This is a genomic window from Sporanaerobacter sp. PP17-6a, from assembly GCF_900095615.1.
Classification (GTDB): Bacteria; Bacillota; Clostridia; order Tissierellales; family Acidilutibacteraceae; genus Acidilutibacter; species Acidilutibacter cellobiosedens.
The window spans coordinates 294,095-310,931 of the sequence record NZ_FMIF01000002.1 but is presented as its reverse complement, the minus strand read 5'-3'; the positions used below and the strand labels follow the sequence as shown (position 1 = coordinate 310,931).

At 32.6% G+C, this 16,837-nt stretch carries 15 protein-coding genes; 14 read left to right on the top strand and 1 reads right to left on the bottom strand.

Annotation, left to right across the window (positions count from 1 at the left end; translation table 11 throughout):
* Positions 1-5 precede the first annotated feature (5 nt).
* From PP176A_RS02655 to PP176A_RS02620, 8 genes are all read left to right on the top strand, one after another.
* A complete protein-coding gene (locus PP176A_RS02655) occupies positions 6-1,202 on the top strand; it encodes a pyridoxal phosphate-dependent aminotransferase (protein ID WP_071138891.1) in 1,197 nt (398 codons plus the stop codon).
* Complete coding sequence (locus PP176A_RS02650; protein WP_071138890.1) at positions 1,184-2,587, top strand: YfcC family protein; 1,404 nt, start codon at positions 1,184-1,186, stop codon at positions 2,585-2,587. Before PP176A_RS02655 ends, PP176A_RS02650 begins: the two co-directional genes overlap by 19 nt.
* Positions 2,588-2,873: 286 nt before the next feature.
* Positions 2,874-4,646 (top strand): sigma-54-dependent Fis family transcriptional regulator, encoded by a 1,773-nt coding sequence (locus tag PP176A_RS02645; protein ID WP_083381736.1) that lies wholly within the window; start codon positions 2,874-2,876, stop codon positions 4,644-4,646.
* Between the two features lie 37 nt (positions 4,647-4,683).
* Entirely contained in the window at positions 4,684-5,070 is a 387-nt protein-coding gene (locus PP176A_RS02640; RefSeq protein WP_143037629.1) for a secondary thiamine-phosphate synthase enzyme YjbQ, read from the top strand.
* Between the two features lie 30 nt (positions 5,071-5,100).
* Positions 5,101-5,742, top strand: coding sequence for a GNAT family N-acetyltransferase (locus tag PP176A_RS02635; protein WP_071138888.1), 642 nt, complete (start codon positions 5,101-5,103; stop codon positions 5,740-5,742).
* A 123-nt stretch (positions 5,743-5,865) separates the two neighbouring features.
* The gene (gene mntA / locus PP176A_RS02630) at positions 5,866-6,273 is read left to right on the top strand and encodes a type VII toxin-antitoxin system MntA family adenylyltransferase antitoxin (RefSeq protein ID WP_071138887.1); all 408 of its coding nucleotides are present in this window, start codon (positions 5,866-5,868) and stop codon (positions 6,271-6,273) included.
* Complete coding sequence (gene hepT / locus PP176A_RS02625) at positions 6,266-6,682, top strand: type VII toxin-antitoxin system HepT family RNase toxin (protein WP_071138886.1); 417 nt, start codon at positions 6,266-6,268, stop codon at positions 6,680-6,682. The genes mntA and hepT overlap by 8 nt, the downstream gene beginning before the upstream one ends.
* Positions 6,683-6,726: 44 nt before the next feature.
* Entirely contained in the window at positions 6,727-7,275 is a 549-nt protein-coding gene (locus PP176A_RS02620) for a flavodoxin domain-containing protein (protein ID WP_071138885.1), read from the top strand.
* Positions 7,276-7,319: 44 nt separating this feature from the next.
* On the opposite strand, the gene PP176A_RS02615 is transcribed toward PP176A_RS02620, so the two are convergent.
* On the bottom strand, positions 7,320-8,192 hold the full coding sequence (locus tag PP176A_RS02615) for an alpha/beta hydrolase (RefSeq protein WP_071138884.1): 873 nt from the start codon (positions 8,190-8,192) through the stop codon (positions 7,320-7,322).
* Positions 8,193-8,455: 263 nt separating this feature from the next.
* On the opposite strand from PP176A_RS02615, the gene PP176A_RS02610 reads away from it, so the two are divergent.
* The 6 genes from PP176A_RS02610 to PP176A_RS02585 all read left to right on the top strand — a co-directional run bounded on the left by PP176A_RS02610 (position 8,456) and on the right by PP176A_RS02585 (position 16,833).
* On the top strand, positions 8,456-13,135 hold the full coding sequence (locus tag PP176A_RS02610) for a non-ribosomal peptide synthetase (protein ID WP_071138883.1): 4,680 nt from the start codon (positions 8,456-8,458) through the stop codon (positions 13,133-13,135).
* A gap of 10 nt (positions 13,136-13,145) precedes the next feature.
* Positions 13,146-13,745, top strand: a complete 600-nt coding sequence (locus PP176A_RS02605) for a nucleotidyltransferase family protein (RefSeq protein WP_071138932.1) — start codon at positions 13,146-13,148, stop codon at positions 13,743-13,745.
* Between the two features lie 42 nt (positions 13,746-13,787).
* Positions 13,788-14,435 carry a class I SAM-dependent methyltransferase gene (locus tag PP176A_RS02600; RefSeq protein ID WP_071138882.1) on the top strand — a complete coding sequence of 216 codons (648 nt, stop codon included), beginning with the start codon at positions 13,788-13,790 and terminating at the stop codon, positions 14,433-14,435.
* 190 nt (positions 14,436-14,625) lie between these two features.
* Entirely contained in the window at positions 14,626-15,558 is a 933-nt protein-coding gene (locus tag PP176A_RS02595) for a sugar-binding transcriptional regulator (RefSeq protein WP_071138881.1), read from the top strand.
* A 73-nt stretch (positions 15,559-15,631) separates the two neighbouring features.
* Entirely contained in the window at positions 15,632-15,928 is a 297-nt protein-coding gene (locus PP176A_RS02590; protein WP_071138880.1) for a PTS sugar transporter subunit IIB, read from the top strand.
* A gap of 11 nt (positions 15,929-15,939) precedes the next feature.
* Positions 15,940-16,833: an aldo/keto reductase gene (locus PP176A_RS02585; RefSeq protein ID WP_071138879.1), complete on the top strand. Its 894-nt coding sequence runs from the start codon at positions 15,940-15,942 to the stop codon at positions 16,831-16,833.
* Positions 16,834-16,837: the final 4 nt, after the last annotated feature.

The window sequence follows — 16,837 nt, the reverse complement described above, 5'->3', positions numbered from 1 at the left end:
TCATTATGAAAAATAAATATATATCTAAAAGATACTGGAAAGATAAATCTACTCCTATGGGGAAGGTTGATGAGCTTGCAAAACAATTTAACGATGTAATAGATTTGAGTCTTGGCGACCCCGATTTAATAACCCATGATATAATTATTGATAATTCCATGAGGGATGCGAAACTGGGATATACAAAATATACCGACTTCAGGGGTGATCCGGAGCTTAGAGAAGAAATAACAAAATTTTATAAAGAGGAATACGGTTTAACTATAAAGGATGAAGAAATATTTGTAACTGCCAGCGGATGTTTGGCAATGTATCTTGTTCTTGAGGCCATTTTAGATGATGGGGATGAAGTCATAGTTCAGACACCATATTTTACTCCATATCCACAACAGGTGGAGTTGGCAAGAGGAATACCTGTACCTTTGAATACCTATGAGAACGAAGACTTTCAGATAGATACGGACAGATTGGAAAAATTAATAACCGAAAGGACAAAGGCGATAATAGTTAATTCACCGAACAATCCTACAGGAAGTACATTGACGCCGAAAACTATTGAAGGCATCAGAGATATTGCGGTTAAATATGATTTAATAGTAATATCCGATGACATATATACATCATTCTGCTATGAAGAACCTTTTATTCCCATTATATGTACGGATGGAATGAAAGAAAGGACAATAATCATCAACAGTTTTTCTAAGAATTTTACAATGACCGGTTGGAGAATAGGCAATATTATAGCTCCCGATTACATCATAAAAGTTATTCAGCAAATAAATGAAAATGTGGTATTTACTGCTCCGTCAATATCCCAGAGAGGAGCGATTTACGCGTTGAGAAACAGAAAAGAGGTTCAAAAACCCATAATAGAAGAATATAAAAAACGTGTGTTTTATTCTGCGGACAGAATTAACGGAATACCAAATATGTCTGTCCTTAGTCCTAAAGGAACATTTTATTTATTTGTGAACATAAAAAGAACAGGATTGTCTTCGGCTGAAGCAAGCGATGCTCTTCTTAAAGAAGCTCATGTCCTTACTATACCCGGCATAGCTTTTGGAGAATGCGGAGAAGGATATATAAGGCTTGCATGTACTGTGGGAATCGAAAAGCTTAAGGAAGCCTTCGACAGAATAGAGAAAATGGAAATTTTCCATAAAAGTGGGGAGGATAAATTATGGAAGACACTAAGTTGAAAAAATCAAAGATGCCTGATCCATATGTTATTCTATTTGTATTAATTGTAATCATGGCATTGTTGACTTATATTATACCTTCAGGACAGTATCAGATGGTTAAAGCTCCAGACGGAAGAATGGTTGTAGATCCCGATTCATTTAAATACATCAAAGGGAACAAGGCAGGTTTATTTGATATTTTGAAAGCGTTTCCTAAAGGATTAAGCGGTTCGGAAAGCATAATATTTTTTATACTGATTATAGGAGGATCATTTAACCTGATTAATCAAACCGGAGCTATTATGGCAGCTATCTCTAAGATAGCCGTAAAACTTAAAGGCAAGGAAAATTTGATGATACCCATAATTGTTTTTGTTTTTTCTGTGGGAGGAGCTACAATAGGCATGAGTGAGGAACTGATAATTTTTGTTCCCTTAGGAATAGCTTTGGCAAGGGCATTAGGATATGATGCCATTGTAGGTACGGCTTGTGTATTGATGGGAGCTGTAGCAGGCTATACTTCGGGGGTTGTCAATCCTTTTAATGTAGGAGTCGCCCAAGGAATTGCGGGACTACCTATGTTTTCCGGAATCGGACTGAGAATAGTTATATGGATTGCAACGGTAATTCTTGTTTTGATATATATTTCGAGATATGCTAAAAAGGTTAAGGAAGATCCTAAAAATAGCCTTATATATGATATCGAACAAAAAGAGAAAAGTACGATTTTGGATTTGGAAACAATAGAACCTCTTACCAAAAAGCAAATACTTGTATTAATTATATTTGCATTAGGTATGATTACATTGCTAATCGGAGTATTCAACTTTGACTGGTATCTTACAGAAATATCAGCTGTATTTTTTGCAATGGGTATTATTTCCGGTTTGGTATATGGCATAAAACCAAATGATTTGGTAAAAGGCTTCATTGATGGAGTAAAGGATATTGCCTATGGGGCAATGATAGTAGGTTTGGCAAGGGGTATTCTTGTTATAATGCAGGATGCCATGATTCTTGATACTATAGTCCACGGTTTGGCATCGGTAATATCATTTTTCCCGAGAGCTGTATGTGCGCTTGGAATGCTCTTTGTTCAAACTATACTGAATTTTATAATTACATCGGGTTCAGGGTTGGCGGCAACGACTATGCCAATCATGTCTCCTCTTGCGGATGTTTTGGGATTGACAAGACAAACTGCGGTTTTAGCCTTTCAATTTGGAGATGGAATTACAAACTATATAGCGCCTACATCGGGTATTTTAATGGCAAACTTATTAGTTGCGAAAATTCCCTATGAGAAATGGGTTAAATTTATCTGGCCTTTGATAGCAATGTGGACCCTGCTGGGAGCTTTATTTGTAGTATATGCATCTTTGATAAATTATGGGCCGTTTTAAGATTCCTTAAATGTAAGTTGAATGGAAAAAGCACTCTGTACAAAGATAAATAATTTTTACTTTGCAGAGTGCTTTTATGCATTTCCTGAAAATATCCTTGAAATTGTTTTCCATTAAATATAATATGTATATAAGAAAAGATTCTATCAGAACATTATATTATAATGAAGCTTTTCTTGAAACTCATTTAAGGAAAGTTCCTTTTAATCAATATTTATGAGTGAGAGCTTTCCTATTCGTTATAAAAAACGATATATGCTTTATTTTGATAGGGAGTGATGTTGACTTGTTTGAGCTTGTGAACATACAGGAATACGTTCAAAAAATGGCTGTAATTATAGCAACCGTATTGGATATGGAGGTGCTCATAGGTGATACTCATTTAAAAATACTGGGAGACAGTCACCTTCAGCCGAAATCGAAAGATTATTTCGGAAAAAACTCAATATCAGCAAGAGCATTGAAGGAGAAGAAGGTTATAATAATTGAAGAACGAAAAACGGAGACTGCTACCTGTAAGAATTGCTCCAAAAAGGAAAATTGCGATATATGTTCTATGATAGTTTTGCCCATAATGAAAGGGGAAATATTAATAGGAAGCGTGGCAATATATGCAAGTACAGAAGAAGACAAAAAGAAATTGATTCACAAGAGAAAATTTTTTATAGATTTCATAACTAAAATGTCTGATCTTTTAATAAGTAAACTTGAAGAAAATCATGAAAATTTGGAGCTTAAAGTATTCTATAAAAGGTTGGCTCTCTTAATAGAATATATAGATTTTGCCCTAATCGGTCTTGACGAAAATCATAATATTATAAATTGTAATTCAAAATTTAGGAAGATGTTTGGTTTTGGCGACAGAGAAATAAAAAATCTTAATGAAATATTTGATTATATTGATGAGGATGATTTTTATTCTCTTGTAAACAGAACCGTATTTGAAGAAAAGCAGGTTATTTTTAGAATAAACGGAAAGCAAGTTAGCATTATAGTGACCTGTGATCCCATAATAGCTGACGGTATATACAAGGGTTCTCTTATATATTTTAAAAAGACGGAGGAGCTTTACAAGCAGATAAATAAGGTATCAAGTAATGTTTCGGATTTTAAATTTGATCAGATAATAGGAAGTAGTGATGTAGTAAAAAAAATTAAAGAGGATGCACATACATTTGCCAAAAGTTCATCGACTATACTTATACAAGGTGAAAGTGGAACGGGCAAAGAACTGTTTGCAAGAGCTATACACAGCGAAAGTAATGTATCGAAAGGGCCTTTTATAGCCGTAAATTGTGCGGCAATCCCCGATAATTTACTTGAAAGTGAGCTTTTCGGGTATGAAGAGGGAGCCTTTACGGGTTCTGTAAAAGGCGGCAAAATAGGAAAATTTGAATTGGCAAACGGTGGGACACTTTTTCTTGATGAAGTAGGTGAAATGCCTATACATCTTCAATCTAAACTTTTAAGAGCTATACAGGAAAGAAAAATACAAAGGATTGGTTCTAATAGAGATGTGCCTGTAAAAATACGTATAATTGCTGCAACAAATAAAAATTTGAGTAAAATGGTTAAAACAGGTGAGTTCAGGGAGGATTTATATTATCGTCTTAATGTTATTCCTCTGTTTATTCCGGCACTGAGGGACAGAAGGGAGGACATTCCGGTATTCCTTGACTATTTTTTAAATACCTACAATAAGGCATTGAACAAAAATATTAAGGGCTTTGATAATAATGTCAAGGAGTTAATGTATAATTACAGTTGGCCCGGTAATATAAGAGAACTTCAAAATACCGTTGAATATGCAGTAAATATTGTTAAAGGAAACTTCATAAGTATAAAAGATCTTCCGCCAAGGGAATTCAGTTATGAGGAGGAACCAACGGAGACAGAATATGGCTTAATAAGACCTCTGAAGGAAGTGGAAGCTTTGTACATAGACCGTGCATTGAAAAAATACGGTGATACGTTGGAGGGAAAAGAAAATGCCGCTAAGGCTTTGGGAATAAGCAGAGCAACGTTGTACAGAAAAATTCAAGAAAAGAAAAAAGATTAAATAATATTATAATATAATAATAAAGGAAGTGGATAAATTGGAACATATAATCAAAACAAATAAATCCGACGAGATGATTAATATTACGGATATAGTAGAAAATGATATTAGGGAAGGTGGTATAGAAGAAGGTCTTGTTACCGTATTTGTTCCTCATACGACTGCCGGGGTAACAATAAATGAAAACGCGGATCCCGATGTGGTCCATGATATACTGGAAGGTTTAAGAAGGGCTTTTCCGGAAGACAGAGGATACCTTCATAGGGAAGGTAATTCTCACGCTCATATAAAAGCTTCTGTTATAGGTTCTTCATGTACTGTTATTATAGAAAAAGGAAGAATGAAATTAGGCATATGGCAAGGTATTTATTTTTGTGAATTCGACGGTCCAAGGACAAGAAAATTTTTTGTAAAAATGTATTAAAATTAAAGAGCAGATGGAGAGATAAGGATAATGGAAAATTTAAAATTAAGACTTGAAAGAGAAAATGACTGCAGAGAAGTTGAAATGTTAACGAGAGAAGCCTTTTGGAATGTCCATGTTCCCGGCTGCGATGAGCATTTTATTCTTCACAATATCAGGAATAGCGAAGATTTTATTCCTGAGCTTGATTTTGTGGCAGAAGTTGGAGGACGGATTTTGGGGCATATTGCTTATACTCATGGGGTCATAGAAAATGATAATGGAGAGAAATATAAGGTGATTTGTTTCGGACCTATAAGCGTACATCCGGATTTTCAGAAAAGGGGAATCGGTTCCGAATTGGTCAGGTATTCGTTAAATAAGGCAAAGGACATGGGATTTGAAGCCGTGTGTATTTATGGAGATCCCAGATACTACAGCAGGTTTGGATTTAGATGCGGCGAAAGATACAATATTAAAACTTCAGACGGAATGTATGCAGTAGCTTTGATGGCCTTGGAACTCAAGCCCGGAGCTTTACAGGGGATAAAGGGAAGATTTGTGGAAAGCAGTAGTTTTGAAGCAGAAAAAGAAGAGTTTGATATATTTGAAAGCACATTTCCCCATAAAGAAAAGAAAGAGACTTATTCTCAAACAGAATTCAAAATTTTATCAAGCTTAAGATATAAATAACGACACAAGGGGACACGAGGGGACGGTTCTTTTGTGCTGTTGCCGTGTAGTTATTATATTATAGGCAGAGTATTTAAAGTATTCTGTGAGAAAATAAATGAGTAAATGTAGAGGAGAAGATATATGGATATTATTGAGAAATGTAAAAATGTATTAATGAAATATGAAAATATACTTTTTGCGTATATCTTTGGATCATATGCCAAAGGAAATATGAGAGCGGATAGTGACGTAGATATCGGAATATATTTGAAAGAAGAGATGAACATAGAAGAATATTTGAAAATAAGAATGGATTTAACTAAAATATGTAAAAGACAAGTTGATTTGGTAGTATTAAATGCTGCTACCCCTTTATTAAAATATGAAATTTATAAAAATAATATACTGTTGTTTACAAGAGATAGAACCATTGAAAGCAATTATAAAGTAAAAATATTATTTGAATACAATGATATAAAAAGATATTTAGAAATGTCCTATAAGAAAACTATTGAAAGACTAAAAAACGAGGTGGATTTTAATGGTTAATATAGAAGTAATTAAACAAAGGCTCAATCAACTGTCAGCTTCATTGAATAAAATTGAAAGATATAAAAATTTGCCACTAGAAAAATTTTTAAAAGATGATATTGCACAAGATGTTGTAGAATATAATCTATTTATAGCTATAAATATGATGGTTGATATTGCAACTCATATTGTAGTAGATAATAATATGGGTAATCCTGAAACTCTTGGAGATGCATTTGAAATTTTAAATAATAAAAAATATTTAGAGGATAAAGAAACTAAAATCTATAAAAATATGGTAGGTCTTAGAAATATATTATCTCATGAATACTTAAAAATAGATAAAAAAATAATATATGAAATTTTACAGTATAACTTAACGGATATAAAGAAATTTATTATTTTTGTAAATGATAATTTTATTTAATCAATTCTATAAAGAATTTAGTTCGTGGGTAGAGGAGAAAATATATGGACAGTAGTAATACAATTATAATTTATAGTTCAAAATATGGAGCCACCAAGAAATATGCATGTTGGTTGTCGGAGGAATTGAATTGTGACTTGCTTGAAACAAAAAAAGCCACAATAGATAAGGTTGAAAAGTATAATATTATTATTTTTGGCGGAGGTATTTATGCTTCAGGTATTTTAGGTATTTCCTTTCTTAAAAAGTATTACGAAAGGTTGAAAAACAAAAAGATTGTAGCATTTGCAGTAGGTGCATCTCCTTATGACGAAAAAGCTATAGAGGCTTTAAGAAAGCATAATTTTAAAGATGAACTTGCCGGAATACCTTGCTTTTATTGCAGGGGAGCATGGAATGAGGCAGGTATGTCATGGAAAGATCGCATGTTATGCGGAATGCTAAAAAAGGTTGTTGCAAAGAAAAACCCTGAGAATTATGAACCATGGGAAGCTGCTTTAATGCAGGCAATCGGTTCTAACCATGATTGGACGGATAAAGACAATTTGAAACCAATAATTGAATTGATACGGAAATATGAAGCGGAAAATTAAAATCACACGGAATCACTTCAAATCATCCATTTGTAGAAAGTTTTTTACTTTAAAAATTCTACGGATTTTTTCAATATAAATTTTTTAAACAGCAGATGAGAAGTTAAATGCCCGGAAGGGAGCATATACCTTTTGGGTTTTCCCATTTTAGCCCATAAATCTTTGGAAGCATTTTTGGGAATAAAAGGGTCAAAGATGGCATTAATCATTAAAACCTTATTTGGATCTATTAATTTGGCAAACAAGGATGGATCATATCTGAAACAGATAGGCAGTTTGTTTAAATCATCTATAGTATTGAATTTTTCTGCTTCTTTATCAAATGTTTCGTGTAGTTTGCGACATTTTTCTATACTACAGCTTCCCTTATCTTCATAACGTACTCTCAAAACCTTGGTTGCAACACTTCCCCAAGTGATATATAAAAAATTGCCTCCGGATACAATAAATACAGCCTTGTCCAATCTTTTATCCAAAGCCTTGGCTATTGTTCCTATCATACCTCCAAAACTAAATCCCATAATGTGTATTTTTTTGATGCCCATATTTTCCAAATAATCAACGCAGGATAGAATATCTACAACTGACTGATAAAATCTTTTTTCGATATCAGCTGCAGTACCGGATAGGAAGTTTATTTTTTTATCTTTCGGCATTCTTTCAAAATGATAAGGCAATACAGGCATTATGGTTGTATAACCGTATTTAGCTAAATTTTCGGGATAATATTTTAAGTATTCAAAATTTCTACTGCCTAAACCATGTATAAATACAATGCCTTCTTTTCCATTGCCTTCATATAAGAAAGCTTTTCCCTTATCAACATATTGGTCACCTGAAGGAAACGCACTATTAAAATATAATATATTTTGGTTCTCTCTTTTAAATACTACATTTTTCCTGGAAATATTATACATATCAAATACCCTTCTTCTTTAAAATAAAAAGTACATATATATTATACACCATTTTTCCCATAAGAAGGCAGTTTTTTAGATATTTGTCCCGAATTAACACTTATCGGCATTAGCTGATGTGGTTGTCTTTACGTAAGTATTTTATTTTTTGATAATTTATGGTATGATAATTAGAAAATATAGTATATATTGGCGTTATAATGTAATACAAAATGGAATTTGACAGTATTTCTGACAATTTATATTAAAAGTGGGGTGAGTTTTTGAAAACGGAAAATAAATTGGATAGGAATAATGTAGAAAATATCATGACTTTAACGGATTTGCAGCAGGGGTTATTGTTCCATTATATCAGAAATGAACACAGCCCTATGTATCATGAACAGCTGAGTTTAAATATTAAAGGAGATTTAAAGCTAAATTTATTACAGAAATCATGGCAACATGTAATAGATAACAACGAAATGTTAAGGACGGTTTTCAGATGGAAGGGAATAGACAAGCCTGTTCAAATTGTTCTTAAAGAACATAAAGTACCTATTAACTACATTGACCTTACGGAAAAATCAGATAAATACAGTGAAATAGAAAATATTAAACTGAATGATTTAAATAGCAGAATAGATATAACAAGAGAAACTTTAAGAATTTATCTATGTAAATTAGATGAATATACTCATGAAATGATTGTGAGCAGCCATCATATTATATACGACGGCTGGAGTAACGGAATAATATTAAAAGAATTGACGGAAGCATATAATTACATCTACAAAAATGAAAATATTGAAAAGCCTAAGAAAACAAAGTTCAGCGAATTCATTAAATACATAAACAGCCTCAACAAAGATGAAGAGAAAAGGTATTGGACAGATTATCTCAGAGATTCCGACAATGAAAAGGACTGTTTCAGGTGTAAAGAGACAGGAAAATATAAAGAAATATCGTATAATATGGATAGAGACAAATCAGATAAGATAAGAAATTTTGCAAAAGAAAATAAAATTTCCTTATCGTCCTTGCTGTATGCCTCCTGGGGAATACTTCTTCAGAAACTTAATAATTCCGATGAGGTCATATTTGGAACAACAGTATCGGGAAGGCCGGAAAGCATAAATTATATAGATAATATGGTAGGCTTATTTATAAACACAATACCCCTTCGAATAAAAACAGAGAACAATACTGCCTTTATAAATTTAATCCGCAATGTAGACAAAGTACTCAGGGGAAGAAAGGATTTTGAAAACACATCATTAATCCATATAAAAAAATACTCCGGTTTAAAATCCGAGGAGGAGCTTTTTAATTCCATAGTAACAATAGAAAACTATCCGCTCAATTTAGATAAAAACAACATATTATCAATAGAAAACTTTTCGATAACAGAACAGACCAACTATAACATGACATTAGGCATACTGACCTTCGATGAAATCCAATTTAAATTTAATTTCAACACCAGAGCAGCAGACGAAAACATGGTAAACAAATTCGGAACTTATTTAGAAAGAGTCGTAGATGCTTTACTAAACAATCCAAACATTAATGTACGGGAAATCGATTTACTGTCAGAAGAAGAAAAGAATCAAATACTATATAGATTCAACAACACAGAAGCAGACTACCCTAAAGATAAGACGATACAGGAACTATTCGAAGAACAAGCAGAAAGGATACCAAACAATACAGCGGTAGTATTTGAAGACAAGAAATTAACATATAAAGAATTAAACGAAAAGTCGAATCAACTGGCGAGGGTATTAAGGAATAGAGGAGTAAAAGCAGACACCATAGTAGGAATAATGACAGAAAGATCAACAGAGATGATAATAGGGATAATGGGGATATTAAAAGCAGGAGGAGCATACCTTCCCATAGATCCGAATTATCCCAAAGAAAGAACAGAATATATGCTAAAAGACAGTAAAAGCAAGATATTATTAATTAAAGGAACATCAGCAGAAAACATAGACTTTGACGGCGAAGAAATAGACTTATCAGATGAAAACCTGTATATGGGGGATTCAAGTAACGCAGAAAAGATAAACAACTCAAACAATTTAGCCTATATCATATATACATCAGGGACAACAGGAAAACCAAAAGGAGTAATGACAGAACACAGAGCCTTAGTCAACAGATTAAACTGGATGCAGAAAAAATACCCCTTAACCGAAAGAGATGCCATATTACAGAAAACAACATACACCTTTGACGTATCAGTATGGGAAATATTATGGTGGTCCTTAATAGGAGCAAAAGTATGTATGCTCAAACCAAATGACGAAAAGGACCCAAAAAAGATAGAAGAAGCCATAAACAAATATAAAATAACCACAATTCACTTTGTACCGTCAATGCTTGATACATTCCTATACCATATGGAAGAAAAAGAAAGTTTAAACTTGCCAAGCCTGAGACAGGTATTCTGCAGCGGAGAAGCATTAAACTTCAAACAGGCATCAAGATTTTACAAGAGATTTAAAGATAAAAACCTCATAAACCTATATGGTCCCACAGAAGCAGCCATAGACGTATCCTACTTTGACTTAAGAAAAGGTGAAGAAAGAAAAACGATACCCATAGGAAAACCAATAGACAACATTAAACTGTACATTTTAGATAAATCGATGAACATAGTGCCCATAGGAATAACAGGAGAATTATACATAGCAGGAGACGGATTAGCAAGAGGATATTTAAACAGAGAAGAATTGACAAAAGAGAAATTTGTAGACAACCCCTTTGAACCAAACACAAAGATGTACAAAACAGGAGACTTGGCAAGGTGGCTTCCAGACGGAAACATAGAATATTTAGGGAGAACAGACAATCAGGTAAAGATAAGGGGATTCAGAATAGAACTGGGAGAAATAGAAAACAGGCTGTTACAACATGAAGACATAAAAGAAGCGGCAGTCACAGCAAGAGAAGATGAAGGAGAAAAATATATATGTGCCTATGTGGTAAGCGATAAAGATATCGCTACATTGGATTTAAGGAATTATCTAAAGAAGAGCTTACCGGAGTACATGATACCTTCATATTTTATGAAACTGGAAAAGATGCCTCTGACAGCCAACGGAAAACTTAACAGAAAGTCTCTTCCGAAGCCTGAAATAGAAATTAACCTAAATGAATATGAAGGGCCGAGGAATGAAACGGAAGAGAAATTAGTCAAGATATGGAAAGAAGTATTGGGAGCAGAGAAGGTAGGAATAAATGACAATTTCTTTGAACTGGGAGGGCATTCGTTGAAGGCGTCCATATTGTCAAACAGAATTTATAAAGAATTAAATATTGATATACCCATAGGTGAGATATATAATAGACCTACTGTAAAAGAAATATGTGAATTGATACAAAAAAATGAGGAGTTGTCACTTCGTTCTATGAATATAGACCTTAAAAACAAATTTTCTAAACCCTCGATGATTGTTAAATATGATACGGAATTGACGGAAGAGATTGTACTCCACACTGATGAAGATATTGAGAAAGTATTGGATTATATTAAAAATAATTCCAAAGAAAGCATCGATATAGATTATATTACAGATTATAGCTCCTTAGAGGAAGGTCCGATAATTCAAAAAATCAATACGGATAAGTTGAGCAGGAAACTTAAGTTAAAAAAAATTGAAGAAAACAAAATTGATAGGATATTGAAAGAATTAAAGGCAGATTCGGATGAATTAAGGGAAAATATATTTTTAAAGAAAAGAGTATATAAATACGATATGGGTTGTGTGGCTAATGAAAATGCGAAACTTTGGGATCGAAAAATTAAAAGGAGCAAGATAAGATTTATAATTCCCTTTAAAAATAAAAATTTTCAAGACAATAAAAATGCGATATTGTTAAAACTGATTAATGAACAGCCGGTACTCAGGTCATCTATATGTTTTGAAGAGGGATTATATAAATTTGTGGAATATGGGAAATTAGACAATATTGATTTTAACATTATAGATATTTCCGAATATGATTATAGATCAAAAATAGAAGCTATGGAAAGAATTATGGATTTCATGGAAAAGGCCTTAAACGAAGAAGGAGGTTTAAATAACATATTATATTATTTTGCCATAATAAAGTTAAGTTTAAATCAATATTGTTTTTTGCTGAACATTGCCCATTTAATTTCCGATATTAATGCCAAACGAATAATAAGAATGTATTTGGAAGAAAGATGTGATAAGAACTATGCGATTTTGCCATTCAGCCATTATATAAACAATATCCTTTTATGTGACAAAGAAAAGAAGTTTGAGATATTCAACAAATCTTTAATCTTAAAGGAATATAAAGCAGCAGCAGACTTATTTTGCAAAAAATATCCCTGCTATACAACAGGAAGTCCTATTAGATTTTCCGAACCGTTTGTGATAAAATACAATTCTGATTTCAAACCGATCCTTGAAACTGCAATATATATTGTATCAAAGATATTGTATATCCAGTTTGAAATTGATTCTATTCCTCTAGGAATATTGAGCAATAAACGGATATGGGAGAAATATAAATATTATAATACCATAGGAAATTTTGTTGACAAGATTCCCTGTACTTTTAATGGCGTTTCCCATAAAAATTCTAAATTTGATTATTATAAAAAATATCTGGAAACAGATGCCGAGCTTTCAAAGGACAATATTGTATTAAAGGAACTAAACGGGGATATAGAGTTCACAAAGTATATTTATATACTTTCACCTTTTTCGTTAAATTATCTCGGGGACTATACGCCTTTTGAGGACGAGCAGTATTTAAAGGGGATAAGGAGAACATTCATACAGTCATATCCCGTAAATTCCTATTCCGTAGGGGGTTCGGAATTAAGAATTATATTTATCAATGGTGTGGAAAAGGATCGGCTTCCGTCAATTGAAAAATTTATGGAAGAGTTAGGCGGAACATATGAATGGAGATATATTTAGGAGGGATCTTATGCTTCACAAATTTGACGGATTAAATAAAGATATTTCTACACAAATTAATATGCTTGAAAATATTATCATGTTGAATTCAAATTTGAAAAAAATCTTAATAAAATCAAAAGAATTAAATATTACAGATTATTATATAGGAGCCGGATGTATTGCTCAAACTGTTTGGAATTTTCTTTCCGATAATCCCATTGACTATGGAATAAGTGATATAGATTTTGTATATTTCGATTTAAATTTAGAAGAATCCACCGAAAATTTAATGGCTCAGCGAGTGAATACTCTTTTTTCGGACATTAAAATCCCTATTGATGTTAAAAATGAAGCAAGAGTTCATCTTTGGTATGAAAATCATTTTGGGTATAAAATTGAACCATACAATTCTCTTGAAGAATCAATAAATTCATGGCCTACAACAGCTACATCTATAGGGTTAAGAATTGAGGAGGACAGATTAAAGGTGTATGCGCCTTTTGGACTTAACGACTTGTTTGGGGGGATTGTCCGGGCCAATAAAGTACAGATAACCGAAGAGATTTATAACAATAAAGTGAACAAATGGCATAATAAATGGCCTAATTTGACTATTATTCCATGGTAATAATTATTTAGTTCAATATGGACTTAGAAAGAGGGAATATACATGGATTTGGAAAAAATGGATGAATTTTTTAATAAACGTGTGAATATGTATGATGACCATATGTTAAATGAGGTGGAAGGCTGCAGGGAGGGCTATAAAAGAATGGCGGAACAAATTCCCGACAGTACGAAAAAGTTGTTGGATTTAGGCTGTGGTACTGGGCTGGAATTAGATAAGATTTTCAGACGTTTACCTGATGTGGAGGTAACAGGAATTGATCTATCAAAAGGTATGCTTGATAGATTGAGAGAAAAGTACAATGATAAAAAAATCAAACTGATTCGATCAGATTATTTTGACTATAATTTTGGTATCGGAATATTTGATACGGCAATTTCTTTTCAGACTCTTCATCATTTTTCCCATGAGGAGAAGACAATTCTCTATACTAAAATTTACAAATCATTAAATTCGAGAGGTTTATATATAGAATGTGATTATATGGCAAATACGCAAGAAGAAGAGGATTTTTATTTCGCCGAAAACAAACGGTTACGGTCAGAAATGGGAATTAAGGGAGGGTTTTATCACTATGATACTCCTTGTACAATTGATAATCAGATAAAAATGTTAAATACAGCCGGTTTTAAAAGAGTAGAAAAATTGTGGCAACAGGCTGCAACAGTACTTTTAGTAGCGCAAAAATAAAATAATTATATTGCCAGTTTTTAGATTAAACCATTATATCTATTTTGATTATAATGGTTTAATTTTTTGAAAAAATAAATTATATATTTTTTAATAATCTATTGACATTATAAAATAACTATATTATACTGTAATTGTTCATAAGAACACTATATGTTCAAATGAACAAAAAGAAAGGTGATTGATGAAAATGGATATGCAGCGGAGAATTTTAACGACTATATGTCAGATGTATTATGAACAAAATTTAACACAACAACAAATAGCAAATAAAACAGGCTTGACAAGAATGAAAATATCACGTTCTTTACAAAAAGCAAAGGATATGGGCATTGTCCGAATTATTATTGATTATAGCGGTTTATATTTAGAATTGGAATCTGAGATTAATAGTAAATATCAATTAAAGGAAACTATTATTGTTGACAGTTCAATGAATAATGATATGAAAAACCAAGTTGCCAGTACTGCTGCTTATTATTTAGAAAGCAATTTAACTAAAAATTCAACAATTGCAATTGGATGGGGATCGACAATGAGCAGAGTATCTAATTTTATTCAAGATATGTCCAATATGAAATTGTTATTTTCACCTATTATAGGGGGACACGGCAAAAGTGAACTTGATATGCATGCAACAACAATATCTTCTAATTTGGCAAAAAAAACAGGATGTAATTCATTATCTTTATTAGCTCCTGCATTAGTTAAGAGTAAAAAAGAAAAGGAACTTTTAATGGATGATACGCACATTAAGGAAGTTATTAATCAGACTAAACGCGCTGATTATGCTTTATTTAGCTTAGGTTCACCTTTAGTAAAGGATAGTAGTCTAAGCAAATCAGGATATCTCTCGGACGATGGCTTAAAACAGTTGAAAGATGAAGGTGCTGTTTGTGACATTGTTTCTATAGCGTTTTTAAACAAGGATGGAAACATTTGCTGTAAGAATATAACAGATAGAAGTGTAGGTATTAGTGAAAGTGATTTAAAAAATATACCACTGAAAATTTGTATAGTGGAGGGCGAAGAAAAACATGATGCTGTAAAAGTTGCTTTGAAAGCCGGATATATTAATGTTTTGATTACGGACAAGGATACGGCCAAGTTTTTAGTTCAATAAGCTTTTGACAATGCTTTCTTTAAAAGAAAACGTTGTTAAAAAATATATACCCAACTGAAAGGAGGTGGACATAATGAAAACCTATAAGATTCTTGTTTCCTGCGGTAGCGGCATTGCAACAAGTACGGTTATTGCAAATAGGGTAAAGAAGCTGTGTGAAGACAATGAAATAGACGTATCAATAAAACAAGTCAAAATAGTAGAAGTTGAAAAATTAGCACCTGATTATGATTTGATAGTTTCGAGTACAAGAGTACCAAATACAGTGAAAACGCCTTCAATATTTGCAATAAGTTATTTAACCGGAGTAAATCAAGAAGCAACAGATAAAGAGGTTGTATCTAAATTAAAACATATTGTAGAAAAATAGGAGGAATAGAAATGGAATATATAAAGATGGCGGACAACTTATACTTTTCAAGAATAGCTCTCGGATTCTGGAGGCTTTTAGATTGGAATTTGACTGATGATGAGTTAATTCGATTTCTTGAAGAATGTTTGGATTTAGGTATTACGACAATGGATCATGCTGATATCTATGGAAATTATATGGTAGAAAAAAAATTTGGAGATGCGCTGAAGAAAAGACCGGATTTAAGAAAGAAGATGCAGATTATTACCAAATGTGGAATTGTGTATAAATCTGCTGCTGCAAGGGTGAAATATTATGATTATAGTGAAAAATATATTATTCAGCAAGTAGAAAAATCACTTAAATATATGGGGACAGATTATATTGATACGTTATTATTGCATCGTCCAAGCCCGTTTATGGACCCAAAAGAAATAGGTAAGGCTTTCGAAAAATTATATAAAGATGGTAAGGTAAAGAGTTTTGGAGTTTCTAATTTTTTACCAGATGAATTTCGAATGCTAAAATCATATCTTACAGTTCCTTTAATTACAGACCAAGTTGAACTTTCAGCTTTAAATATGGGAAATATGGAAAACGGGGTTATAAACTTATGTTTGGAAGAAAGAATTCACCCAATGATTTGGTCACCGTTGGCAGGAGGAAGAATTTTTACAGGGACAGAAGAACAGGAAATTCGGTTACGTGAGACGTTGGAAATTATCAGGGAAGAAGTCGGAGCATCGTCTATTGATGAAATTGCTTTTGCCTGGTTGTTATCACATCCCGCACAATTGATACCAATTACTGGTTCAGGAGAAATCGGTTTAGTAAAAAAGCCCGTTAGTGCATTAAAATATAAATTGACACCTGAAGAATGGTTTATGATTTGGACAGCAGTTAAGGGACATAAGGTTCCTTAAATAT